The 22,259-nt window shown below is 43.0% G+C and carries 23 protein-coding genes and 2 riboswitches; of the genes, 22 read left to right on the forward strand and 1 reads right to left on the reverse strand.

Features of this window, described 5'->3' with window-relative positions; genetic code table 11:
* The first annotated feature begins 2 nt into the window (after nucleotides 1–2).
* From ACFWMP_RS15325 to murB, 8 genes are all read left to right on the forward strand, one after another.
* Complete coding sequence (locus ACFWMP_RS15325) at nucleotides 3–755, forward strand: DsbA family protein (RefSeq protein ID WP_042188642.1); 753 nt, start codon at nucleotides 3–5, stop codon at nucleotides 753–755.
* Entirely contained in the window at nucleotides 752–1,216 is a 465-nt protein-coding gene (locus ACFWMP_RS15330) for a disulfide oxidoreductase (RefSeq protein ID WP_042128176.1), read from the forward strand. Before ACFWMP_RS15325 ends, ACFWMP_RS15330 begins: the two co-directional genes overlap by 4 nt.
* Nucleotides 1,217–1,413: 197 nt before the next feature.
* A riboswitch (cyclic di-AMP (ydaO/yuaA leader) is annotated at nucleotides 1,414–1,572 on the forward strand.
* Nucleotides 1,573–1,695: 123 nt separating this feature from the next.
* Nucleotides 1,696–3,513: an APC family permease gene (locus tag ACFWMP_RS15335; protein WP_076298722.1), complete on the forward strand. Its 1,818-nt coding sequence runs from the start codon at nucleotides 1,696–1,698 to the stop codon at nucleotides 3,511–3,513.
* Between the two features lie 202 nt (nucleotides 3,514–3,715).
* Complete coding sequence (locus ACFWMP_RS15340; RefSeq protein WP_379424144.1) at nucleotides 3,716–4,723, forward strand: ABC transporter substrate-binding protein; 1,008 nt, start codon at nucleotides 3,716–3,718, stop codon at nucleotides 4,721–4,723.
* Nucleotides 4,724–4,945: 222 nt separating this feature from the next.
* The gene (locus ACFWMP_RS15345) at nucleotides 4,946–6,001 is read left to right on the forward strand and encodes a FecCD family ABC transporter permease (protein ID WP_042188636.1); all 1,056 of its coding nucleotides are present in this window, start codon (nucleotides 4,946–4,948) and stop codon (nucleotides 5,999–6,001) included.
* Entirely contained in the window at nucleotides 6,001–7,035 is a 1,035-nt protein-coding gene (locus tag ACFWMP_RS15350) for a FecCD family ABC transporter permease (protein ID WP_042188634.1), read from the forward strand. The genes ACFWMP_RS15345 and ACFWMP_RS15350 overlap by 1 nt, the downstream gene beginning before the upstream one ends.
* Nucleotides 7,036–7,110: 75 nt before the next feature.
* On the forward strand, nucleotides 7,111–7,911 hold the full coding sequence (locus tag ACFWMP_RS15355; RefSeq protein WP_042188632.1) for an ABC transporter ATP-binding protein: 801 nt from the start codon (nucleotides 7,111–7,113) through the stop codon (nucleotides 7,909–7,911).
* A gap of 151 nt (nucleotides 7,912–8,062) precedes the next feature.
* Nucleotides 8,063–8,974, forward strand: a complete 912-nt coding sequence (gene murB, locus ACFWMP_RS15360) for a UDP-N-acetylmuramate dehydrogenase (protein WP_379424145.1) — start codon at nucleotides 8,063–8,065, stop codon at nucleotides 8,972–8,974.
* A gap of 60 nt (nucleotides 8,975–9,034) precedes the next feature.
* On the opposite strand, the gene ymzB is transcribed toward murB, so the two are convergent.
* Nucleotides 9,035–9,370 (reverse strand): protein YmzB, encoded by a 336-nt coding sequence (gene ymzB, locus ACFWMP_RS15365; RefSeq protein WP_042188628.1) that lies wholly within the window; start codon nucleotides 9,368–9,370, stop codon nucleotides 9,035–9,037.
* Nucleotides 9,371–9,582: 212 nt separating this feature from the next.
* Here ymzB and ACFWMP_RS15370 point away from each other — a divergent pair, with 212 nt between their 5' ends.
* From ACFWMP_RS15370 to ACFWMP_RS15435, 14 genes are all read left to right on the forward strand, one after another.
* The gene (locus tag ACFWMP_RS15370; protein ID WP_379424146.1) at nucleotides 9,583–10,431 is read left to right on the forward strand and encodes an ABC transporter ATP-binding protein; all 849 of its coding nucleotides are present in this window, start codon (nucleotides 9,583–9,585) and stop codon (nucleotides 10,429–10,431) included.
* Complete coding sequence (locus ACFWMP_RS15375) at nucleotides 10,428–11,114, forward strand: ABC transporter permease (RefSeq protein ID WP_379424147.1); 687 nt, start codon at nucleotides 10,428–10,430, stop codon at nucleotides 11,112–11,114. The genes ACFWMP_RS15370 and ACFWMP_RS15375 overlap by 4 nt, the downstream gene beginning before the upstream one ends.
* Before the next feature lie 74 nt (nucleotides 11,115–11,188).
* Nucleotides 11,189–11,232, forward strand: a riboswitch (PreQ1 riboswitch).
* Nucleotides 11,233–11,395: 163 nt separating this feature from the next.
* The gene (queF, locus tag ACFWMP_RS15380) at nucleotides 11,396–11,869 is read left to right on the forward strand and encodes a preQ(1) synthase (protein ID WP_379424309.1); all 474 of its coding nucleotides are present in this window, start codon (nucleotides 11,396–11,398) and stop codon (nucleotides 11,867–11,869) included.
* Nucleotides 11,870–11,898: 29 nt separating this feature from the next.
* Nucleotides 11,899–12,561 (forward strand): 7-cyano-7-deazaguanine synthase QueC, encoded by a 663-nt coding sequence (queC, locus tag ACFWMP_RS15385; RefSeq protein ID WP_042188622.1) that lies wholly within the window; start codon nucleotides 11,899–11,901, stop codon nucleotides 12,559–12,561.
* Nucleotides 12,561–13,043, forward strand: a complete 483-nt coding sequence (locus tag ACFWMP_RS15390; RefSeq protein WP_076298716.1) for a 6-pyruvoyl trahydropterin synthase family protein — start codon at nucleotides 12,561–12,563, stop codon at nucleotides 13,041–13,043. The genes queC and ACFWMP_RS15390 overlap by 1 nt, the downstream gene beginning before the upstream one ends.
* Nucleotides 13,036–13,758: a 7-carboxy-7-deazaguanine synthase QueE gene (gene queE, locus ACFWMP_RS15395; protein WP_339241435.1), complete on the forward strand. Its 723-nt coding sequence runs from the start codon at nucleotides 13,036–13,038 to the stop codon at nucleotides 13,756–13,758. The genes ACFWMP_RS15390 and queE overlap by 8 nt, the downstream gene beginning before the upstream one ends.
* A 128-nt stretch (nucleotides 13,759–13,886) precedes the next feature.
* Nucleotides 13,887–14,411: a cysteine hydrolase family protein gene (locus ACFWMP_RS15400; RefSeq protein ID WP_042188616.1), complete on the forward strand. Its 525-nt coding sequence runs from the start codon at nucleotides 13,887–13,889 to the stop codon at nucleotides 14,409–14,411.
* A complete protein-coding gene (locus ACFWMP_RS15405; protein WP_042188614.1) occupies nucleotides 14,412–15,230 on the forward strand; it encodes a VanW family protein in 819 nt (272 codons plus the stop codon).
* 80 nt (nucleotides 15,231–15,310) lie between these two features.
* Nucleotides 15,311–16,447: a zinc-dependent alcohol dehydrogenase gene (locus tag ACFWMP_RS15410; RefSeq protein ID WP_379424148.1), complete on the forward strand. Its 1,137-nt coding sequence runs from the start codon at nucleotides 15,311–15,313 to the stop codon at nucleotides 16,445–16,447.
* A gap of 141 nt (nucleotides 16,448–16,588) precedes the next feature.
* Nucleotides 16,589–17,503 carry a DMT family transporter gene (locus tag ACFWMP_RS15415; protein WP_379424149.1) on the forward strand — a complete coding sequence of 305 codons (915 nt, stop codon included), beginning with the start codon at nucleotides 16,589–16,591 and terminating at the stop codon, nucleotides 17,501–17,503.
* 32 nt (nucleotides 17,504–17,535) lie between these two features.
* On the forward strand, nucleotides 17,536–18,381 hold the full coding sequence (locus ACFWMP_RS15420; RefSeq protein ID WP_340969865.1) for a class I SAM-dependent methyltransferase: 846 nt from the start codon (nucleotides 17,536–17,538) through the stop codon (nucleotides 18,379–18,381).
* A gap of 241 nt (nucleotides 18,382–18,622) precedes the next feature.
* Nucleotides 18,623–20,122, forward strand: a complete 1,500-nt coding sequence (locus ACFWMP_RS15425; protein WP_341055193.1) for a sugar ABC transporter ATP-binding protein — start codon at nucleotides 18,623–18,625, stop codon at nucleotides 20,120–20,122.
* A 32-nt stretch (nucleotides 20,123–20,154) separates the two neighbouring features.
* Nucleotides 20,155–21,147 carry an ABC transporter permease gene (locus ACFWMP_RS15430; protein ID WP_076283610.1) on the forward strand — a complete coding sequence of 331 codons (993 nt, stop codon included), beginning with the start codon at nucleotides 20,155–20,157 and terminating at the stop codon, nucleotides 21,145–21,147.
* A 60-nt stretch (nucleotides 21,148–21,207) separates the two neighbouring features.
* Nucleotides 21,208–22,188 carry an ABC transporter substrate-binding protein gene (locus tag ACFWMP_RS15435; RefSeq protein WP_042188607.1) on the forward strand — a complete coding sequence of 327 codons (981 nt, stop codon included), beginning with the start codon at nucleotides 21,208–21,210 and terminating at the stop codon, nucleotides 22,186–22,188.
* Nucleotides 22,189–22,259 lie beyond the last annotated feature (71 nt).

Below are 22,259 nucleotides of genomic sequence, written 5' to 3' on the forward strand. Positions count from 1 at the left end.
CCTTGAGTAAACCTAATAAAAGTACAAGCGTTCCCCAGCTCAGCAAACAAGAGAAACGGCGGGTAGAACAGGAGCAGCAAAAGCAGAAGACGAGAATTTTAATTATTAGTTCAATAGCTTTAGTAGTCATCATTTTTGTTGGATTGTTTATGTTAGCTTCGAAAGATGCCGCAAAAAATGCCACTTCGGGAGAACCAGTAGCATTCAATTACAGTGAGCTACCTAGAGTCGGTAAAGAGGATGCACCTGTTAAAATTGTTGAATTTGGAGACTTAAAATGTCCAGCGTGTTCCCAATTTGCAACTTCAGTTAAACCGAAAATTGTTCAAGATTTTGTCAACGAGGGAAAAGCAGCGCTCTACTTTGTAAATATGGCTTTCGTTGGTCCAGACTCTGAAACTGCCTCACTTGCTGCATTATCTGTTTACCATCAGAATCATGATGAATTCTGGAAGTTCTATGATGCTGTATATGCTCAGCAAGGTGATGAGAGCGAAGAATGGGCGACTGAAGATTTCTTAGTAAGCCTTGCGGAGAAAGAGAAGTTAGCTATCGATTACGAACTGCTGCGTAAAGATATTAAGGATCGTACGTATGCAGATGAGCTGAATAAGGGTATGCAGTTAGCTAGTGAAGCTGGGGTGACGACTACACCATCCCTTTATATCAATGGAGTAATGACTGCGGATCCATTTAACATTGAAGCGATTTCAACTGAGATTAACGACGCCGCAAAAGCTGTGGAGGCAAAGTGACAAAGTTCCTATCTTTTTGCAAGCGTAACTGCCTGTATCTGGCCTGGTTCGTCTCTTTAGTTGCTGTTGCTGGTAGCTTGTATCTGAGCGAAGTATTGAAATATGAACCTTGTAAGCTTTGCTGGTTCCAGCGAATTTTTATGTATCCTCAGTTATTCCTCTTGGGAATTGCAACCTTTCGAGGGGATAAAAGGATTATCCCATATGTACTTCCACTAAGCTTGATTGGTGGCAGTATCTCGATCTATCATTATGCGGAGCAGAAGATTCCTGCGTTAAGTAAAGTGCTTCCTTGTACAATTGGTGTTCCTTGTAATAAGGATTACTTGAACTTTTTTGGATTCATTACGATTCCTTTCCTTGCATTAATCGCTTTTGCTTTAATTAGCATCTTACTTTGGTACGGACGCAAGGAAGAAGAAGTGATGGAGTTAGATACAGAGGAAAGTTTAGGATTTTGATTTTTTAATTTTAAAGGATCAGAAAAAATGTGAAAAGTGATTAAAAACACGATCCAGAGGGATAATTGAAGAGAATGAAAGAGAGCATCCAATAAGACGCTGTATTTGCGCTTACTGGATGTTTTTTCATTCTTTTTTCATTTTTTTCAACGCTTTACTGTATACACTTTGTAGACTAATATTAGACCTTGTGAGAAGTTGAATATGCGCTGAATTTTCTTAGGAAAAACGGGGGAACCAAACTTGGCATATGTGCCAATGGGGTGAATCGGAATGGGTCGATTAGACTTATACCGTAGGGCTAAACCACAGCCCGAATCCGCCAGCTAACCTCGTAAGCAATGGTGGGATAATGACCATGCATAGCATGCGGATCATTTCCGTATGCTATTTTTAGTGTCTGCATTTATGAAATCCACCAATGAAAACAGCGCGCGGAAATTCCGTTTCAGCTCCCAAAGAAAGGAACTGTATCCACCATGGTAAGCAAGGTAAAACGACTATTGATCGGGCGTCCGATGAAGTCGAACGAACTCGATCATGAAAAGTTATCCAAGGTTAAAGCACTGGCTGTCCTGTCTTCTGATGCGCTCTCGTCTGTAGCCTACGGAACGGAACAAATTTTGATTGTACTGGTGGCTGCGGGGTTTACTGCCATCTGGTATTCCCTGCCAATTGCATTAGCCGTATTGGGCCTGCTGGCCATCCTGATTTTATCCTATCGGCAGACGATTTACGCTTATCCTCAGGGAGGCGGAGCTTACATCGTTGCCAAGAGTAATCTTGGTGTTCCGACAGGGCTCTTAGCAGGAGGGTCTTTGTTAGTGGATTACATTCTGACCGTAGCTGTTAGTGCGTCGGCAGGGACGGATGCGATCACATCGGCTTTTCCAAGTCTTCATAATCACACCGTTCTTATTGCAGTATCAGTTATTATTTTACTTACTTTGATTAATCTTCGCGGAGTTACAGAATCAGCTTCATTCATCGCAATCCCAGTGTATTTGTTTGTAGTGTCGATTGTAGTGTTGATTATCTCCGGTATTATTAAATATGCAGCAGGTGGCGTACATGCGAATGTCCCTGAAATTGGCTCTGCTGTTTCTAATGTTAGTTTGTTTCTACTATTAAAAGCCTTCAGTTCTGGCTGTTCGGCACTTACGGGTGTAGAGGCTGTATCTAATGCCATTCCAAACTTTAAAGCACCAGCTGAAAAGAACGCAGCCAAGACCTTAATGGTTATGGGGGTTATACTTGGATTTATGTTTACAGGTATCACACTATTGGCGTATTGGTACGGCATAGTGCCTGATGAAAAGGCAACGGTTGTTTCACAGATCGCTGAATCGACCTTTGGCCGCGGAACCTTATATTTTTTCATTCAAGGTATCACAGCAGTAATTTTGTTCTTGGCAGCTAATACAGCTTACTCAGCGTTCCCGCTGCTCGCATTTATGTTTGCAAAAGATAAATATATGCCACATGCTTTTATGGTTCGTGGAGACCGTCTAGGTTTCTCTAATGGTATTATTTTTCTAGGTGTTCTGTCTGCTGTGCTTGTAGCTGCATTCCACGGAAATACAGAAAGCTTGATTCCACTTTATGCGGTTGGTGTATTCATTCCTTTCACATTGTCACAGCTAGGAATGATGGTTCATTGGTTTAAAACAAAACCAGCGGGATGGAAAAAAAGATTTGTTGTAAATACCATCGGTATGCTGACTACATTGACGATTACGCTTATTTTTATCATCACTAAATTCTCAAGCGTATGGATGGCTTTCATTTTCTTACCTGCTGTAATGTTCGTGTTCCACCGGATTCACAAGCACTATTTGAACACTGCAGATCAGCTTCGTATATGCCCGAGTACAGATAAACCTTTGATTAAGGGCAGTACAGTTGTTGTTCCTGTTGCGGGTGTAACACGTGCTGTACTACATTCCATCAGCTATGCCAAGTCTCTAACGGATAATGTTGTAGCCGTGTATGTTGGCTTTGATGAAGAGGACATTCAAAAAATGGAGCAACGGTGGGAGGAATGGAATCCGGGTGTACGCCTGATTGTACTTCGTTCCAGATATCGCAGTATTATTCGTCCGTTAGTGAAATTTATTGATACAGTGGAGTGGAAGACCGCAGCGACGGATCATATCACGATTCTGATTCCACAGTTTATAACTAAGCATTGGTGGCAAGCTGTACTTCATAATCAGACCAGCTTTTTAATCCGTTCGTATCTAATGAATTCAAAAGATGTTGTAGTTGCGACTGTCCCATATCATTTGAATAAATAATGGATCATTGAGGAGAGGCTATATCCGGAACGTTCGGAATATAGCCTTTTTTTGTATTTTTAAGAAGGAAATTATTGCAAATCCACAAAATTTAAAATTTATATGTTGACATAGAGAATGAGAATCAATATCATTTAAAAGTGAGACTGAGGTAGTCAATACCTTTGAATAACATAGGATGCACACACTAGGAGGGTATTTAATGTTTTTGTTTAACAGAAAAAGATTTGGAAGCATGAAATTAACGATGGTCGGATTAATGGTGATGGTGCTATTCTTATCCGCTTGCGGTAATAATAATCCCGGTAACGCTTCAAACGCAGGAACAGACAAAGCGACGGCACCTACTGCTGAAGCTACAGAAGCTCCTGCAGCCCCTAAGACGTTAACGGATGCAATGGGACATGAAGTAACGATTCCAGCTAATCCTGGGCGTGTACTGGGTTCTTATTTGGAGGATGCTTTGGTAACTCTAGGTGTGACTCCAGTAGCGCAATGGTCAGTGACTAATGGTATTCAAGATTATCTGTCCACTGAATTGAAGGATGTTCCTACGATCAGCTACGATCTTCCGCTCGAGGCAGTAACCAGCTTCGCTCCGGATCTTATCCTCATCCCATCGGAGTCATCTGTACAGAATGGTATCTATGACCAACTGAATAAGATTGCACCGACTTATGTGATTGGGGATAAGCTAAATCAAGATTGGCGTAAATCGCTACTCAAGATTGGTGAAATTCTGAACAAGACCCCTGAAGCAGAGAAAGCCATTAAAGATTATGAAGACAAGGCGGCTGCAGCGAAAGAAAAGCTTAAAGGAGCTATTGGAGAAGAGTCCGTGGCGATTTTATGGTTGGTACAAAAGAACTTCTATATTGTAGACGAAACTCGCAGCAGTGGTGCTGTATTATATACAGACCTTGGTGTAAAGCTGCCTAACTTAGTAACAGAAATTCCTGTTGGTACAAGAGCTACTTGGAATCCAATTTCGCTAGAGAAGCTTTCTGAGCTGACAGCAGATCATATTATCCTTGTAAATAGTGATAAGACTGAGGGTTCGGAGATTCTGGACAGTGCAATTTGGAAAGGCATCCCGGCTGTAAAAACTGGCAATGTGCATGAAATGAGCTCAACAAGCAGTTGGCTATACAGTGGTGCGAACGCTGGTGGCAAAATTATTGATGATGTGTTAAAAAGTTTTGTGAAATAAAAAGTCGTAATTCACCATGAATGAGACTGATCATTTGGGTGGGGAAGGGCGTGCAGATCAAGTATCTTAAGATGCTTAGATCTGCACCATTTTTTTATAAACCATTCCTGTATTACTGAAAAATAACTCCTACAATTGTACAACCTAATTTTTTTTTGCGATAATGAGAATGATTGTTGTTATCATATAGAACATTGTAACTATCGATTAAGGAGACGACTCATGGTTTCACCCTCAGATTTCGCACATCGTAATAAAAATGATACACAAAAAGCTATACATACCCGACCGGCAGCTGCAATGGGTATTCTAGTGATTGGACTCGCTGCCATTGCCTTTGGACTGGCACTTTCGGTCTCAGTGGGTGCGGCAGATATCAAGCTAGCTACGGTATGGGAAGCAATATTTCATTTCAATCCAGATGTACAAAAACATCAGGTGATAAGAGAACTGCGATTTCCACGCGCGATAGCAGGTGCTTTGGTCGGTGCTTGCTTCGCAGTAGCAGGGGCAATCATGCAGGGGATGACAAGGAACCCTCTTGCGGATTCAGGTCTGTTAGGCTTGAATGCGGGAGCAGGTGTAGCGCTGGCCATAGTTTTTGCTTTTGCACCTTCGATCTCATTCACTTCACTTATGTTGTTTTGTTTTATAGGTGCTGCTATAGCTTCTTTTATCGTATTTGGAATCGGGTCGCTATCTTTTAATGGCCTTACACCTTTACGTTTGACGCTGGCAGGTTCCGCGGTAAGTGCACTACTGGTTGCTGTTAGTCAGGGCATAGCTATTCTTTTTAACTTATCCCAAGATATAGCCTTCTGGTTGGCTGGCGGAATGGGCGGGGCAAGCTGGACTCAGATCAAGATTATTTTCCCTTGGGTGTTCGTGGCATTAATCGCAGCGATGATGTTATCGCGGTCTGTCACCTTGCTCAGCTTAGGAAGAGAAGTTGCAGTTGGTCTGGGGCAGCGGACAAGATTAGTACAGTTGGCATGTATGATTGTTGTAGTAGTTCTTGCCGGAAGTGCAGTCTCAATGGTTGGCCCGATTGCTTTTATAGGACTAATTATTCCACATGTAGCACGTTATTTCGTTGGAGTAGATTATCGCTGGATCATTCCTTGCTCGGCAGTTCTTGGGAGCTTATTGATCATCTTTGCGGATATCGCCGCTAGAATGATAAATGCCCCTTATGAGACGCCGCTAGGCGCATTAATTGCCATCATCGGTGTACCTTTCTTTATTTACTTAGCGAGTAAGCGGAAGGGGGAGCTGTAATGCACAGAACAACCCTTTCTCCCAATGAAAATGAACGCCGTACACGTGCTATTACAGTGTTAGCGGTCCTTGCCATATTGATCGTTGTTGTTTTTATTGTCAGTATGAATACAGGATTTATGCGTCTATCCCCACGGGAGGTATTACATACACTGCTGGGTGATGGAACTCATCAGCAAAAGCTTATTTTATTTGATTTCAGATTACCTCGCATCGTAATTTCATTGTTGGTTGGAGCGGGCTTTGCAGTGTCAGGCTGTATTTTACAAAGTCTCGCAAGAAATGCACTTGCCGAACCGGCTACGCTGGGCATAAGTGCGGGTGCTGGTTTTGCGGTAATCATTTTTATCTCGTTTTTTCCGGCTACAACAGCAGCTCCGGTATTTGTCTTGCCGCTCTTAGCGCTTGGAGGGGCTAGCTTAACCGCCGCTTTAATCTATATTCTTGCTTATAGAAAAGCAGATGGTCTATCTCCAACAAGGTTGATCCTTATCGGGATTGCAGTCGCTGCCGGAATTAACGCTTGCCAGCTGGTGTTGGCACTTCGGCTTGATCCCAATAATTATCAGTTTGTAGCGACTTGGATCGCCGGGAAAATATGGGGTGGCGATTGGAGATTCGTCCTTGCTCTGCTACCTTGGATAGCGATTCTGTTACCGTTCGCCTTCTATAAAGCCCGTATTCTTAATGTATTGAATCTAGGGGACCATACTTCTGTAGGACTTGGAATGCGAGTGGAGAAGGAGCGTATTCTTCTTCTAGTGACTGCAGTTGCGCTTGCCGGCTCCTGCGTTGCTGTAAGTGGAGGAATTGGCTTTGTCGGCCTAATTGCACCACATCTTGCCCGCAAGCTTGTGGGACCCCGTCATCAGGTATTATTGCCCGCTAGTGCGTTGACAGGGGCGCTTCTTATGATTACTGCTGATACTATCGGCAGATGGGTGTTACAGCCTGCAGAAGTTCCAACAGGCATCGTGGTTGCGATCATTGGTGCACCTTACTTTTTATATTTACTCGCCAAATCAAAAGCATAATGCGTACGAAGCGAGTTTTACTATGTAGTTCATTCTAGGAGCATCGCTCCATTAAACTTTTAAGGAGTTGTTAACATGTCAGAACGTTTGAACACAGAAGAGTTAAGTATTGGGTATGCAGAGGCTACAATTGTTAAAGGGTTGAACTTAACTATCCCTACGGGAAAAATAACCGCACTAGTGGGCGCTAACGGTTCTGGTAAATCTACAATTCTTAAAACAATGGCCCGGATCATGAAGCCTAAGAGCGGCAGTGTAATGCTGGACGGTAAATCGATCCATAACTTTTCAACGAAAGAGGTAGCTCGTCAGCTTGCGATCTTACCGCAAAACCCAACGGCTCCAGACGGTCTAACGGTCTCTGAACTTGTCAGCTATGGTCGCTTCCCGCATCAAAAAGGATTTGGCACAATGACAGCAGAGGATCGCAGCATTATCTCCAACGCAATCACTGTTACAGGTATGGAGCCTTTCCATGACCGTCCGATTGACCGCTTATCTGGAGGACAACGTCAGCGTGCTTGGATCGCTATGGCATTGGCGCAAGAAACTGACATTCTATTCCTGGACGAACCAACAACATTTCTAGATATGGCTCACCAGCTTGAAGTTCTACAGCTTCTGCAAAAGCTGAATGAAGAAGAAGGCCGTACCATTATCATGGTCGTGCATGATTTGAATCATGCTACTCGCTATGCACAGCATATGGTAGCTATTAAATCCGGTACTGTGGTTAGTGAAGGCTCACCTACTGAAGTTATGACACCAGATGTACTGCGGGAAGTGTTTGGAATTGAGGCAGATATTGTTCCAGATCCACGCACCGGTGTGCCGCTGTGCCTTCCTTACGAGCTTGCGGCCTACAAAGCTGTGTAATCATAATTGAAAATCATACAACGAACAGGCTCCCGTCATTGACAAGGGAGCCTGTTCGTTGTTACAGTTGTGGTTGCCTACAAATCCATGATACCACTACTAAAAATAGATCAAGGACCATCATTTATACATGGTTAAAGGAGCATGAAACATGAATATTGACAAAATTCAAAATGACCTAGAGCAGCTAATGACTGCAGGGATTGTGAAGAGTCATGAGAACTTAAAAGATCACGTGTATACCAAAATGGGCGGTAAAGCTGATATTTTGGCAGCACCAGCTACTTATGAGGAAATTCAAAAGATCGTTACATATGCGGAACAGAATGGGATAAACCTTACGGTACTTGGGAACGGCTCCAATGTGATTATCCGTGATGGAGGTGTGCGTGGAATCGTTCTGCAAACGGCAGGACTAACCGGAATGGGGATTCGAGACAATCTCTTATATGCGGAGTGCGGCGCCAAGATTATAGATGTGTCACGATATGCATTGGATATGGAGCTTATGGGTCTTGAGTTCGCCTGTGGTATTCCAGGAACGGTTGGTGGAGCGTTATACATGAACGCAGGCGCTTACGGCGGAGAAATTAAAGATGTACTGCATAGTGCACTGGCTATAACTAAGAGCGGACAATTAGTGACTCTTCAAGGGGATGAGCTGCAATGGGGTTATAGAAAAAGCGTGTTCGCAAGCGGTGAATACATCGTACTTGAGGCCAATTTTGCTATGACTTCTGGTGATGCATTAGCCATCAAGGCGAAAATGGATGAACTTACTTACTTGCGTGAATCCAAGCAGCCGCTTGAGTATCCCTCCTGTGGGAGTGTCTTTAAACGTCCTCCAGGTCGGTTTGCAGGTCAGTTAATTCAAGAGAGTGGCTTACAGGGAACAAGAATCGGTGGTGCTGAGGTATCCAAGAAGCATGCAGGGTTTATTGTAAATGCAGATAATGCAACAGCCAGCGATTACATTGGGCTAATTCACCATGTAAGAGCGACTGTGAAGGATAAATTCGGAGTGGAGCTTGAAACTGAAGTGGAGATCATTGGAGAAGAGTAACTATTAATTAGAAAGAGCCCACAGATTACTGTGGGCTCTTTTACTGTCATTACATATGGCTTAATCCACTGAAAGGGTATATTTAGCTCTTTCAGTAGTTATTTCCGCCTTGCGATCACTTATGTCCTCAATCCGAAGCCCGTCAATAGCTAAGTCATAGGTGGAGTGTGGTAGCGATACTAGCTCACCATCGGCGTTTAAAGTGCTGCCAAATCCTTTTAATATTAATGCACTCCCAAGATAATCATCGATAACATCCTCCGCACTCCGAAACTCAACAGCCTCTAGATTAAAATGAATTTTATCCAGATCACGAAGCTCCTTCTTTTCAATTACAATAGTTTCATTCACATGACTGTTAATCCAGTCCATAAGTTTCTGTATACTTTGTTCCATTAGATGATCCCACCCTTACCTCGAAGATTATTATGTTTAAGTTACCCTTTTCTTAGGATTTGAATCCTTATTTTTGCCACATCTGAGCGGATTTGAACAAAGGAAGGTACTAAGGAATAGCGAATGTTACAGAATAGCAACAACAGAGATAATCCTCTACAACCAGAATAAGGATAGAAGAAAGTTAACTATTCTAAAAAGGGGGAGTGTTATTGATTCAGCTAACTGATGTCTCAAAATATTATCAGGAGAGGTGTGCAGTTGATCGAATTACTTTCACGGTGGAGAAAGGTGAGGTCTTTGGATTTCTAGGTCCCAATGGTGCAGGGAAGACTACAACGATGCGCATGATGACAGGGCTTCTTCAGTCTACAAGCGGAGAAATTTTAATTAATGGCATGAATATTTCACGTCATAAAAAAGAAATCCATGCTCAAATTGGTGTTGTTTTCGAGCTTCCGAACCTATACATGCGTAGTTCTATTCGAAATAATCTGGAGCTGTTTGCTGATCTGTATAGGGTAGCAGGAAATCGAGTGAATGAAGTCATGGAAACCCTCCAGCTGTTAGATAAGGAAAAAGCTAAAGTAAGCAGCTTATCCAAAGGCTGGAAGCAGCGTGTTCTAATCGCCAGAGCATTATTACATAAGCCTCAAGTGTTGTTTTTAGATGAGCCTACAAGTGGGTTAGATCCAAATTCAGCTTCACTCATACGTAATCACGTCAAGAGAATTCAAGAAGAAGGCACAACCATTGTCTTAACGACGCATGATATGCACGAAGCCGATGCATTAAGCGATAGAGTGGGCATCATGCACGCTGGTGCTTTGGTGGCACTCGATGAACCGCATAGACTTAAGACCATTTATGGTAAACCAGAAATTGAAGTTAAATATCAGCAGGATGGGAAAGTGGTTATGAAATCCTGGCCGATTGCAGAAGAAGTTACTAAAGATCATATCTATCAGTTAATGTCTACGAATCAAATTCTAAGTATGCACAGTAAAGAAGCTTCGCTGGCAGATGTATTCGCTGCCCTGACGGGAAGTGAGCTAAGTTGAGTTATCAGATATGGAAGCTGTTTAAACATGAAAGTAAGGATATACTGCGTAATCCAGCGACTGTAATTCTAATAATTTTGCCTATATTTATGGCTAAAATCATCATCACTGTAGTGGACAAGAGCGGTTTGGACTTCATACTTCTTTCTACATGGATATTATTTGCGCAAGTGATGGTTGGGATCATGATTACCGGCCCAGGATTAATTGAGGAGAGGGAGAGTAAGACTTATGATGCGCTGTTGATTACTCCGCTAAGCAGAGGCCAGATTATTACAGCGAAAGCTGGATCTGTTCTTGTTTTTTCTTTGTTATCACAGCTGATTGTTTATGTACTAAATCAAGGTTTGACAATGGATTTACTCCCTTCCTTATTGTATATGTTATTGGGTGGAATTATCTTTGTGCAAGTTGGAATTATCATTGGTTTAAAGGTAAGTTCCTCCAAAAATGGTTCAGCCATCAGCTCCGCATTTATGGTCGTTTTTTTCTTAGTAGCTTCTGTGTACGTCGCTCTTCCAGAATGGACCTATCCGATCTTTGTTATTCTGCCAAGTATTGAAATCGTCCAGAATTTGAACAGTATTCTAAATGGAGAAGGAGTATTGCTCCTAGAAAGCCTGCTTTTGCTCTTGTGGATTGTGGTGCTTTCGCTCTGGATTTGGAAGACGGGCAAAGCGTAGAACTTGTCAGAAGCAAATTACCATGGTATAGTTCAAGACGCAATATGCATGAAGAAGAAGTCTGCACGGATTGTGCAGGAGAGGTTCGCGAACTCCCTCTATAAAAAACTAAGAGTATATTAAATCTTATAAGCGGATGCAGTCCTTAACCCGGACGTTGCTTCCGTTTCTTCTTAGTGGAGCAAAGTTTTCGAAATCTCGTTCTTCTTTCCATTACCGGCCAAGGCCGAAGGAAAAGAGAGGGGTTTTTTGTCGTGTCAGAAGGAAGATTGAAAGAGGAAATGCAAGAAGTCACTTTACTTGGTAATCAGGGAACGCAGTACAAGTTTGGTTATGATCCAGCTATTCTTGAGGTATTTGATAACAAGCATCCAAGGCGTGATTATTTTGTTAAATTCAACTGCCCTGAGTTTACTAGCTTATGTCCTGTTACAGGTCAGCCGGATTTTGCCACACTGTATATTTCGTATATTCCTGAACAGAAAATGGTGGAATCTAAATCATTAAAGCTGTATCTGTTTAGCTTCCGTAACCACGGTGACTTTCATGAGGACTGCGTCAACATTATTATGAATGATCTGATCTCACTGATGGACCCACGATACATTGAGGTATGGGGCAAGTTCACTCCGCGTGGAGGCATATCTATTGATCCTTATTGCAACTATGGAAGACCGGGTACGAAGTATGAGGCGATGGCGGAGCACCGCTTAATGAATCACGACCTCTATCCGGAAAAAGTGGATAACCGCTAATCCCAACAAGTTGATAAGGAGAGATTAAGATGAACAAAAAAGCACTCGTCGTATTTAGCGGCGGACAAGATAGCACCACTTGCCTGGTTTGGGCATTGAAGCAGTTTGAGGAAGTGCAGGTAGTTACCTTTAATTATAATCAGCGTCATGCGGCTGAAATCGAAGTTGCTACAGAAATAGCAGCTAAGTTTAATGTAAAACAGCATATCCTTGATCTTGGGCTGCTTAATCAGCTGGCTCCAAATGCACTAACCCGCCAAGATATTGATATCGTTGCTGGCGAAGGTGATGAGCTTCCTAGTACATTTGTTGATGGACGGAATCTGTTATTTTTATCCTTTTCTGCAATATTAGCTAAACAATTGGGATATTCCCATATCGTCACTGGGGTTTGCCAAACGGACTTTAGCGGGTATCCGGACTGCCGTGATGTATTTGTGAAATCATTGAATGTTACGCTGAATTTATCTATGGACTATGAGTTTGCGATACACACTCCATTGATGTGGCTGGATAAAAAAGAAACGTGGAAAATGGCCGATGAACTGGGTTATTTTGATTATGTTCGCGAACACACATTGACCTGTTACAACGGTATTATTGGCAGTGGCTGCGGTACTTGTCCAGCCTGTCTGTTGCGTCAGCGTGGTCTTGAGCAATATGAGGCGGAGAGAATGGAGGCCGGATCTTAATGCTTAACGAGGTTTCAGTCTGCAAAATATTTACGTTTGATGCGGCGCATCAATTAATTGGTCACAAAGGGAAATGTAGCAATCTGCATGGACATACTTATAAGCTCGAAGTAGTGCTTAAGGGCAAACCAGAGGCTACGGAAGGCCATTCAGACGAAGGGTTTGTTATTGACTTCAGTGATATCAAGACGACTGTGCAACAAAGCCTTGTAGACCGTCTAGATCACGCTTTTCTCGCTATGGGAAACGAACCTGTGTTAGAGACGTTAACGAATACGGGTTCCAAAGTAGCTTTGTTGTCTTTCCGCACCACAGTTGAAAATATGTCTTCATATATTGCCTACAAGCTTAAGCAAGCAGGGTTGCCTTTGTACTCGGTAAAGCTATGGGAGACTCCAACCTCCTGGGCAGAGGTGCTGGCTGAAGATGTTCCGGATGAAGGGCCATCCTACCGTTTATATGGAGGCTGTGACTGTGAGTAAGATTCCTGTAATTGAAATGTTCGGTCCAACTATTCAAGGCGAAGGCGCGGTAATTGGAGTGAAGACGATGTTTGTCCGCACCTATGGCTGCGATTATCGCTGTGGCTGGTGTGATTCTGCTTTTACTTGGGATGGTACTGCTAAGGATAAGGTTCGAATGATGACCTCGGATGAAATTATGAATGAACTTTTAGCTATAGCTGGAGATAATTTCGACTGTGTTACGATTTCAGGCGGAAATCCTGCTTTGATTGGTGATGGGCTGGGCTCTTTTATTAACCTGCTACATGAGCGAGGGATACAAGCTGCAATAGAAACTCAGGGGAGTAAATGGCAGGATTGGTTCAATGACGTGGATGTGCTGACAATTAGCCCTAAACCCCCAAGCTCAGGAATGACGACGAATTGGGAAATTCTAGATAACATCATGAGTAAAATGGAGAAACTGGGTCGTTCTATGCATAGCTTGAAGGTCGTAGTGTTTGACGATAAGGATTTTGATTATGCAAAAGACATTCACCAGCGATATCCCAATGTGCAGCTCTTTCTGCAGCCTGGGAATGATGATGTCACTGAAGAAGGCGACATTTCTGCTCGACTTTTGGGAAGGCTGGAATGGTTGTTTAATAAAGTAATCGTAGACGCTGATATGAATAGAGTACGTGTCCTTCCACAGCTGCATGCATTGATCTGGCACAATAAGCGTGGCAAGTAAAAAGTATTTAAATGTAACGGGTGTCTGCTCAGCAGATGCCCTTTTTTTATTGATTTAAGCCTTTAAATAGGTAGATAGAATGTCCCATAATCTGGTATGATTTTCATAAAAATTGTAGGAGGTACTAAATGGGAAATTCAACTGCACTATTAATTATCGATGTTCAAGAAGCTATGTTCTCCTATCCTGATCAAAAGCTGTACGATGAAGAGGGTGTAATGGAGAGAATTATTTCCCTTCAGAACAAAGCTAGGGTTGCAGGTACTCCAATAGTTTATATTCAACACACCGAAGATGAGGAATATACAAAAGGTACGCCCACATGGCAGATCAGTCACCGCATCACACCGCAGGAAGGCGAAGTTATTGTGGAGAAGCCTACTTGGGATGCTTTTCACCGAACCGAACTGCAAGAGGAGCTACAGAAGCTGGGGATCACGAATCTGGTGATTTGTGGGATGCAAAGTGAGTTCTGCCTAGATACGACAATAAGACGCGCATACAGTATGGGGTATAAGAGTGTTCTCGTCCAAGATGCTCATAGCACCTTTGATAATGGGGTTCTGAATAGTAGTGAGATCGTTAAGCATCATAATGCGGTAATCGGAGGGAGATTCGCCCAGTTACGAGCTGAAAGCGAGGTTCAGTTCTAGATGAATACACCTCAGGCTGCCATGAAACCTATTCAGCGTTCTCGACTTAGACTATTTGCCGGAAAGCGATATTTTATTTGGAAAAGATATTTGAAATGGTGCACTAGCCGCAGCAAGGTGGCGAAGCAGCGCACTAGTGAAATTTTATCTAATGAAGTGATGACTCATGCTACACCGTTATTAAGAAGTCTACGGAATGTAGATATGGTGCTTCAATACAATAAAATAACCAATTTACGTCTGGCGATAGCGAAGCTGGATGGGCTCTTGGTGCGTCCGGGTGAGACTTTTTCCTATTGGAGAAGCATCGGTAAGCCCAGTAAGCGAAAAGGGTATCTAGAGGGGATGGTGCTGCATTATGGTGGCTTCCATTCTGGAGTTGGCGGGGGACTGTGCCAGTTGTCCAATCTGATCTACTGGATGACACTGCATACACCTCTTACGGTTACAGAACGGCATCGGCACAGCTATGATGTATTTCCAGATGAACAGCGTACACAGCCATTTGGAAGCGGGGCCACCTGTTCTTATAATTATTTGGATCTTCAAATGAAGAATAACACGAATCAAACGTATCAATTAAAGCTCTGGCTGGATGACAGCCATTTGCATGGGGAATGGAGATGCGATGAGCAGTCCCTTTATAAATATGAAGTGTACGAAAGTGATCATCGGATAAGCCTAGAACCATGGGGTGGATATATTCGTAGCAATAAGATCAGTCGAAAAATATTCACACGTACCGGCGACCTAGTTGGAGATGAAGCTGTAACCGATAACTATGCGCTTATGATGTATTCTCCGCTTCTTCATGGATAAGAGGATAGGCATAGGGATATAACATAGAAAGGTGTGATCCTTATATCTCTATACCATTTCCAAAGGAGCGGATTAACAGCATGAAAGCATTAACCTACCAAGGGAAGAAGAAAGTGAAAGTTAAAGAGGTAGCTGATCCGAAGATTGAGAAAAAGGATGACATTATCGTTCGAATTACCACTACAGCGATTTGTGGCTCAGATCTGCACATTTTTAACGGTGAAATTCCAGGTATGAATGATGACTATATTATTGGTCATGAGCCCATGGGGATTGTTGAGGAGACCGGTCCAGACGTAACTAAAGTCAAGAAAGGCGACCGGATCATTATTCCCTTTAATGTAGCCTGTGGTCAGTGCTACTTCTGCCAGCATGAGATGGAGAGTCAATGCGACAATGCTAATGACGCCAAGGATACAGGCGGATATCTGGGTTATTCCGATACTTATGGGGGCTTTGCAGGAGGGCAAGCCGAATTACTGCGGGTTCCTTATGGTAATTTCGGCCCTTTTGTCGTTCCTGAGGATGCAGAAATGGAAGATGAAAAAATTCTTTTCTTATCTGATATTGTACCTACTGCTTGGTGGGGAGTCGAAAGCGGCGGAGTGAAGCCAGGGGATACAGTCATTGTTCTCGGCTGCGGGCCTGTTGGACTGCTTACTCAGAAATTTGCCTGGATCAAAGGCGCCTCAAGAGTCATTGCGGTTGATCATATCGGCTACCGTCTGCAGCATGCGAAGCTGACCAATAATGTCGAAATTTACAACTTTGAAGAGATTAAAGATATTGAAGCTCATTTGAAGGAGATAACACATGGGGGCGCAGATGTAGTTATTGACTGTGTAGGTTTGGATGCCAAAATATCTGCATTGGAGAAAGTGGAAACCACTCTGAAGCTACAGGGAGGCTCACTCAGTGCATTTAGAATGGCCTCGGATATCGTACGTAAATTCGGAACTATTCAGCTTGTAGGAGTTTATGGGCTTAATTACAATATGTTCCCTTTGGGTCATCTATTTGAACGCAACATTACTTTAAAAATGGGACAGGCTCCAGTGATTCACTATATGCCTTTGCTCTATAAGATGATTAAAGAGAATAAATTTGATCCCACAGATATCATTACACATCGCTTGCCTATCAGCAAAGCGGAGCATGGCTATGACATTTTTAGTGAGAAAAAAGAGGATTGTATCAAGGTGGTTCTGAAACCTTAGCCTTTAAGAAGCATGAGCTCTCGTCAGAAATGACATTGCTTATGCTTTTTTTAGTGAAATCTAATGAAAATAGATGCATTTTTTCACGGTCTGCGTTAAATTAACATAAGTGACTTAAGATAGTGAAAGGACGCGTACCATGTGAAGCTTAAAAAACCGCCACTTCCTATTCCGATTTTAATGTTGATTGGGATTGTGGCCATCTCTTTTTCCGCCATTTTTATTAAGTGGTCTGCAGCGCCAGCATCTATACAAGGAATGTATCGGCTGTTGTTCACCTCGCTGCTGATGTTGCCTTTTGCAAGACCATATAGCGGAGCAGCGTTCGCTCTTCGTAAAAAAGACTGGATCATGCTAGTGCTCTCAGGCACTATGCTAGCTCTACATTTTTTGCTTTGGATGGGCTCTTTGAAGTATACTTCGGTAGCTAGTTCAACGATGATCATGGCGCTGGAGCCAGTGTTTATTATGCTGGGCGTTTATTTTTTGTATAAGGAAAAAACGGCTGTGTCTGCTATTCTGGGGCTGAGTATTGCTATTGGCGGAGTAGTGTTTATCGGTTGGGGCGATATTGGTATCTCTGCAGATAATCTTAAAGGTGATTTGTTATCGGTTGGAGGAACAGTAGCGGTAGCTGTGCATATGCTTATCGGTCAAAAGCTTGTAGTGCGCATGCCCTCATACCTGTACAGCTTGATAGTTTTCTTATCAGCGGCTGTTGTGTTTGCCATATACAATCTGATTATGGGGATTTCCTTTTTCAATTATCCTGCGAAAGAGTGGGGGATTTTCCTATTGCTAGCAGTGGTTCCTACGGTGTTTGGCCATATTTTATTTAATTGGCTGCTTCAGTATGTATCCGCAACTACGGTATCTATGAACATCTTAGGAGAACCAGTGGGGGCTAGTATCCTTGCTTATCTGCTATTAGGTGAACAATTAACTGCGCTACAATGGGCAGGGGGACTTTTGGTTATGTTTGGACTGGGCGTATATTTGTACGCTGGAAGAAAGAAAACGATTCAGGTGGCAGATGCCATTCAGAATGCTTCATAACAGATATTTTAATCATAAAGGGGTCGCAAGGTATGGAAGAACAAGATCAAAATTTAGAACTACATCCTGGAAAAGGTACTGCGCCAACGAGTGAGGAACTATGGAACGAAGACACGTACACAGCTTGGGTTGCTCGATTTGGTACACCGTCTGAGGCTGCAGCCAAGTTAATCAAGGAACCAAGTGCAAAGCTGTACCCGCTCTCTTCTTATTTTGGAGATGTACAGGGTAAAAAGATGATGAATCTCATGGGATCAAACGGAATGAAGGCAGTCGCGCTGTCATTACTTGGAGCGGACGTTACTGTTGCTGACTTCTCAGAAGCTAATGCGCGTTATGCAGCTGATCTCGCACAAGAAGCAGGTGTTCAGCTTAACTATATCGTATCGGATGTTCTTAAGCTGCCAGATCACGTGCTCGATGGTTCATATGATATCGTATTTGCTGAATTAGGAATTGTACACTACTTTACCGACCTAGCACCGTTTATGGAAACCGTCCGCCATTTACTTTCTCCTGGTGGGATTTTTGTTCTACGTGATTTCCATCCTGTGACAACTAAGCTTATATCCTCTAAGGGTTCTACAGCGAAGGTTCGTAAGCACAAAGTTAGCGGGGACTATTTCGATACGACATTGGAAGAAAAAAAGGTCTCGTACTCTAAGTATTTGCCTTCCACAGGCAAACCAATAGACGAACAGGAACATAGCGTTGTATATTGGCGCCGCTGGACGCTTGGAGAAATTGTAACAGCTGCTGCCAGTTCCGGGCTTGTGATCCGCCAATTGATCGAAGAACCCAATCTATCCTCGGATGTTTATGATAAAGGAATACCAAAGACATTCACCTTGGTGGCTGGAAAGGGTCAGAACCTGTAGGCTATTCGAATGTAAGGATTACAACTGTTATACACATATGAGCTAATCTAAAGGCTACTTTGTCCGTAAAAGGACGGTGTAGTCTTTTTTGCTTGCTTCAAAACATAAAATTTTAAACTTTTTTACGGAGAATATTCCATTACATTGGAAACTTATAGGTAATACAATAATTTTACATTCAACATTTGAAAGCGATTACTTTACAAAAAGGCATTCATAAAGGATTTGAGGTGGATATGAAATGGACGAAGTATTACTACGAATGGCGGGGATTGATAAATTTTTTCCTGGTGTTCATGCATTGAATCAATGTCAATTTGAGCTGAAGCGTGGGGAAGTGCATGCCTTAGTCGGTGAAAATGGCGCAGGAAAGTCTACCTTAATGAAGATTGCAACAGGAGTCTATTCCAAGGATGCGGGTCAGATGTGGTACAAGGGATCTGAGGTGGAGATTGCCAATACTCGCGCTGCGCAGGAACTCGGGATTAGTATCATTCATCAGGAACTGAATCTAATGCCGCATCTTACAGTGGCCCAAAATATATTTATTGGTCGTGAGCCGCGAAAGGCACTGAAATGGTTCGTTGATGATCTGGAGCTAAATCGTAAGGTGCAGGAACTGTTTGATCAGATGAATCTAAAACTAGATCCGAAGACTTTGGTCTCAGATCTGACTGTTGCTAATCAGCAAATGGTTGAAATCGCCAAAGCTTTGTCCTTCAATGCGGAGGTACTGATCATGGATGAGCCAACTGCAGCGTTGACAGATACGGAAATTAACGAGTTATTCCGTATGATCGAGCAATTACGAGAAAAAGGTGTAGGTATTATATACATCTCTCACCGCATGGATGAGTTGAAACGGATCACAGACCGCATTACAGTCATGCGGGATGGTTGTTACGTGGATACTGTTCGGACGGATTCAATAACCATTGATCAGATAATTAGCATGATGGTTGGTCGTGAACTGTATCAAACGTCGAAGCCAACGCTTTCGTTACAGACAGAGCAAGTCGTACTAGAGGTTCGAAACTTATCCAGTGGGCAAATGTTGAAGGATATCAGCTTTCATTTGAATAAAGGTGAGATTCTGGGCTTCGCTGGATTAATGGGCGCTGGACGTACTGAGGTTGTTCGTGCCGTATTTGGGGCTGATCCTATCGATAAGGGCGAGATTAAGCTGCATGGAAATACGGTTCGTATAAAACAGCCTCACCAAGCCGTGCAGCATGGAATTGGCTATTTGTCCGAAGATCGCAAACGCTACGGGCTGCTTGTAGATATGGACATTAGCATGAATAATGCGATTGCTTCCTTCTATAAATTCCGTAATGCATTCGGATGGATGAGGGATCGGGAGATGCGAAAGTCCGCGGAGCAGCATGCGGAAGCACTAGCAACCAAGACTCCAAGTGTAAGTCAAAAAGTCAAATTCTTATCCGGTGGGAATCAGCAAAAAGTAGTTATCGGGAAATGGTTAACGAGAGATTGCGATGTGTTAATCTTCGACGAGCCCACACGTGGTATTGATGTAGGAGCGAAAAGTGAGATCTATAAGTTGCTTGATCAGCTAGCAGGTGAGGGAAAAGCGATCATTATAGTCTCTTCAGATCTCCCAGAGATTCTAAGAATGAGCCATCGCATTATTGTCATGTGTGAAGGACGTATAACTGGTGAACTACTCGCAGAAGAAGCATCGCAAGAAGCGATAATGAAATATGCGACGATGCGTTCATAATCGTTCAAGAGTTTATCGGAGGTGTCAAGGTCATGAAGATCGCAGATAAAGGGATTAGCCAGCCTATCAGCTCGAAGCAAACCGGGGCGCAATCAGGGTTTAAACAAAAATTACTAGCATTCGCAAGTTTGATCATTCTGGTCATCGTATTTTCCGTAGCATCAAGTAACTTTTTTCAGTTTTCTAACCTAGTTGGAATCCTCGTCTCCACAGCTGTAATTGGAGTATTAGCGCTGGGCGCAACCTTTGTAATTATTACGGGTGGGATCGACCTTGCTTTGGGTACTGTGATGACCTTCTCCTCGGTGATGGTTGGCGTCATCATTACATTCTGGGGTCTACCTGTTCCACTCGGAATTGTAGGCGGGATTCTAGCTGGTGCACTTTGCGGCTTTATAAGTGGTTTAATGGTGGCGAAAATGAATATTCCTCCTTTCATTGCTACTCTGGCGATCATGATGGTCACTAAAGGATTATCACTTGTCATAACGGGTGCCAAGCCGATTTATTTCAATGATGATCCGATTTTTGCCAAGATTGCAATGGGCAAGATGATCCCAGGCATTCCTAACACCATCGTAATCTTCCTATTGCTCGGTGTTATCGCAAGCATCATCTTATCGAAGACCATTATTGGACGCTATAACTTTGCACTTGGCAGCAATGAAGAAGCAACTCGCTTATCAGGTGTGAATACGGTCAAATGGAAGATTGTGATCTATACCATCACAGGGATTTTCAGCGGAATCGCTGGTATCCTGATGGCATCACGTCTAAATTCAGCCCAGCCATCACTTGGTACTGGTTATGAACTTGAAGCTATAGCGGCTGTCGTCATTGGAGGCACATCTTTAAGCGGGGGCGTAGGTTCTATTCTAGGTACAATTATTGGTGCACTGATTATGAGTGTACTGACGAATGGCTTACAGATTATGTCCGTTGCTCAGGAATGGCGGACAGTCATTGTTGGTGTTGTCATCATCATAGCAGTGTATGCTGATATTCTTCGCAGACGGAAGCAATGAACGAGGTATTATCTCCATACGGAGTGATATACAAAGCAAATGACGAGGGGGAAGATTTAAATGAAACAACGTCGAAGAGGGATTATCATGCTTGCCAGTTTGTTACTGGCTACTACCTTACTTGGTGCTTGTAACAATAGTGATAGTAAGAAGAGTGCATCCGGTTCAGACAAACCATATATCCCTGTCATTTCAAAAGGCTTCCAGCATCAATTCTGGCAAGCGGTGAAGCAAGGAGCCGAGAAGGCTGCCAAGGAGTTTAATGTCGAGATTACGTTTGAAGGACCTGAAAACGAGAGTCAGGTAGATAAACAAATTGAAATGCTGCAGACGGCGCTAGATAAGAAGCCAGCAGCAATCGCGTTAGCAGCTCTCGATAGCAAAGCAGCGATTCCATATCTGGAAAAGGCAAAGGAAAACAATATTCCAATCATTGGCTTTGACTCTGGTGTAGATAGCGATATTCCTGTAGCAACCGCAGCGACTGACAATAAAGCGGCAGCAGCTTTGGCAGCTGATAAAATGGCTGAGTTGATCGGCAAAAAGGGTAAAGTAGGTTTAGTTGTACATGACCAAACAAGCAGTACAGGTCAACAGCGTCGTGATGGCTTCTTAGAACAAATGAAAGCGAAATATCCAGATATTGAAGTGTTAGAGCCGCAATATGGCGGTGGAGATCAGTTGAAGTCCACGGATCTTGCAAAAGCGATGATGCAAGCCAATCCGGACCTTAATGGAATCTATGGCTCAAACGAAGGATCTGCAGTAGGAGTAGCTAATGCAGTAAATGAATTACAGATGGGTGGTAAGATTGTAGTTATCGGCTTTGACTCCGGTAAACAGTTAATGGATGCTATTCGTAGTGGTGTTGTAGCTGGCGCTGTTACACAGGACCCCATTGGTATTGGGTATCAAGCGGTGAAGGCAGCTGTGCAGGCGATTAAAGGGGAAACCGTAGAAAAGAATATTGATACCGGGTTTCACTGGTACGATAAGAACAATATAGATTCCGATGAGATCAAACCTCTGCTGTACGAATAGAAGAGATTAATAATAGAGGTTGCCTCAAGAAGGCAACCTCTATTATGCTTATCCCAAAAGGTAAACATTTA

The organism is Paenibacillus sp. NPDC058367, from assembly GCF_042723305.1.
In the GTDB taxonomy this organism is placed as follows: Bacteria; Bacillota; Bacilli; order Paenibacillales; family Paenibacillaceae; genus Paenibacillus_AQ.

Excerpts from the sequence above, each read along its gene's own strand:
- ACFWMP_RS15430 (WP_076283610.1), top strand. The coding sequence starts at position 20,155 with ATGAAGATCGCAGATAAAGGGATTAGCCAGCCTATCAGCTCGAAGCAA.
- ACFWMP_RS15410 (WP_379424148.1), top strand. The coding sequence starts at position 15,311 with ATGAAAGCATTAACCTACCAAGGGAAGAAGAAAGTGAAAGTTAAAGAG.
- murB (WP_379424145.1), top strand. The coding sequence starts at position 8,063 with ATGAATATTGACAAAATTCAAAATGACCTAGAGCAGCTAATGACTGCA.
- queC (WP_042188622.1), top strand. The coding sequence starts at position 11,899 with ATGAACAAAAAAGCACTCGTCGTATTTAGCGGCGGACAAGATAGCACC.
- ACFWMP_RS15350 (WP_042188634.1), top strand. The coding sequence starts at position 6,001 with ATGCACAGAACAACCCTTTCTCCCAATGAAAATGAACGCCGTACACGT.
- ACFWMP_RS15390 (WP_076298716.1), top strand. The coding sequence starts at position 12,561 with ATGCTTAACGAGGTTTCAGTCTGCAAAATATTTACGTTTGATGCGGCG.
- ACFWMP_RS15335 (WP_076298722.1), top strand. The coding sequence starts at position 1,696 with ATGGTAAGCAAGGTAAAACGACTATTGATCGGGCGTCCGATGAAGTCG.
- ymzB (WP_042188628.1), bottom strand. The coding sequence starts at position 9,370 with ATGGAACAAAGTATACAGAAACTTATGGACTGGATTAACAGTCATGTG.
- ACFWMP_RS15405 (WP_042188614.1), top strand. The coding sequence starts at position 14,412 with ATGAATACACCTCAGGCTGCCATGAAACCTATTCAGCGTTCTCGACTT.
- ACFWMP_RS15345 (WP_042188636.1), top strand. The coding sequence starts at position 4,946 with ATGGTTTCACCCTCAGATTTCGCACATCGTAATAAAAATGATACACAA.
- ACFWMP_RS15435 (WP_042188607.1), top strand. The coding sequence starts at position 21,208 with ATGAAACAACGTCGAAGAGGGATTATCATGCTTGCCAGTTTGTTACTG.
- ACFWMP_RS15425 (WP_341055193.1), top strand. The coding sequence starts at position 18,623 with ATGGACGAAGTATTACTACGAATGGCGGGGATTGATAAATTTTTTCCT.
- ACFWMP_RS15400 (WP_042188616.1), top strand. The coding sequence starts at position 13,887 with ATGGGAAATTCAACTGCACTATTAATTATCGATGTTCAAGAAGCTATG.
- ACFWMP_RS15340 (WP_379424144.1), top strand. The coding sequence starts at position 3,716 with ATGTTTTTGTTTAACAGAAAAAGATTTGGAAGCATGAAATTAACGATG.
- ACFWMP_RS15420 (WP_340969865.1), top strand. The coding sequence starts at position 17,536 with ATGGAAGAACAAGATCAAAATTTAGAACTACATCCTGGAAAAGGTACT.
- queF (WP_379424309.1), top strand. The coding sequence starts at position 11,396 with ATGCAAGAAGTCACTTTACTTGGTAATCAGGGAACGCAGTACAAGTTT.
- ACFWMP_RS15355 (WP_042188632.1), top strand. The coding sequence starts at position 7,111 with ATGTCAGAACGTTTGAACACAGAAGAGTTAAGTATTGGGTATGCAGAG.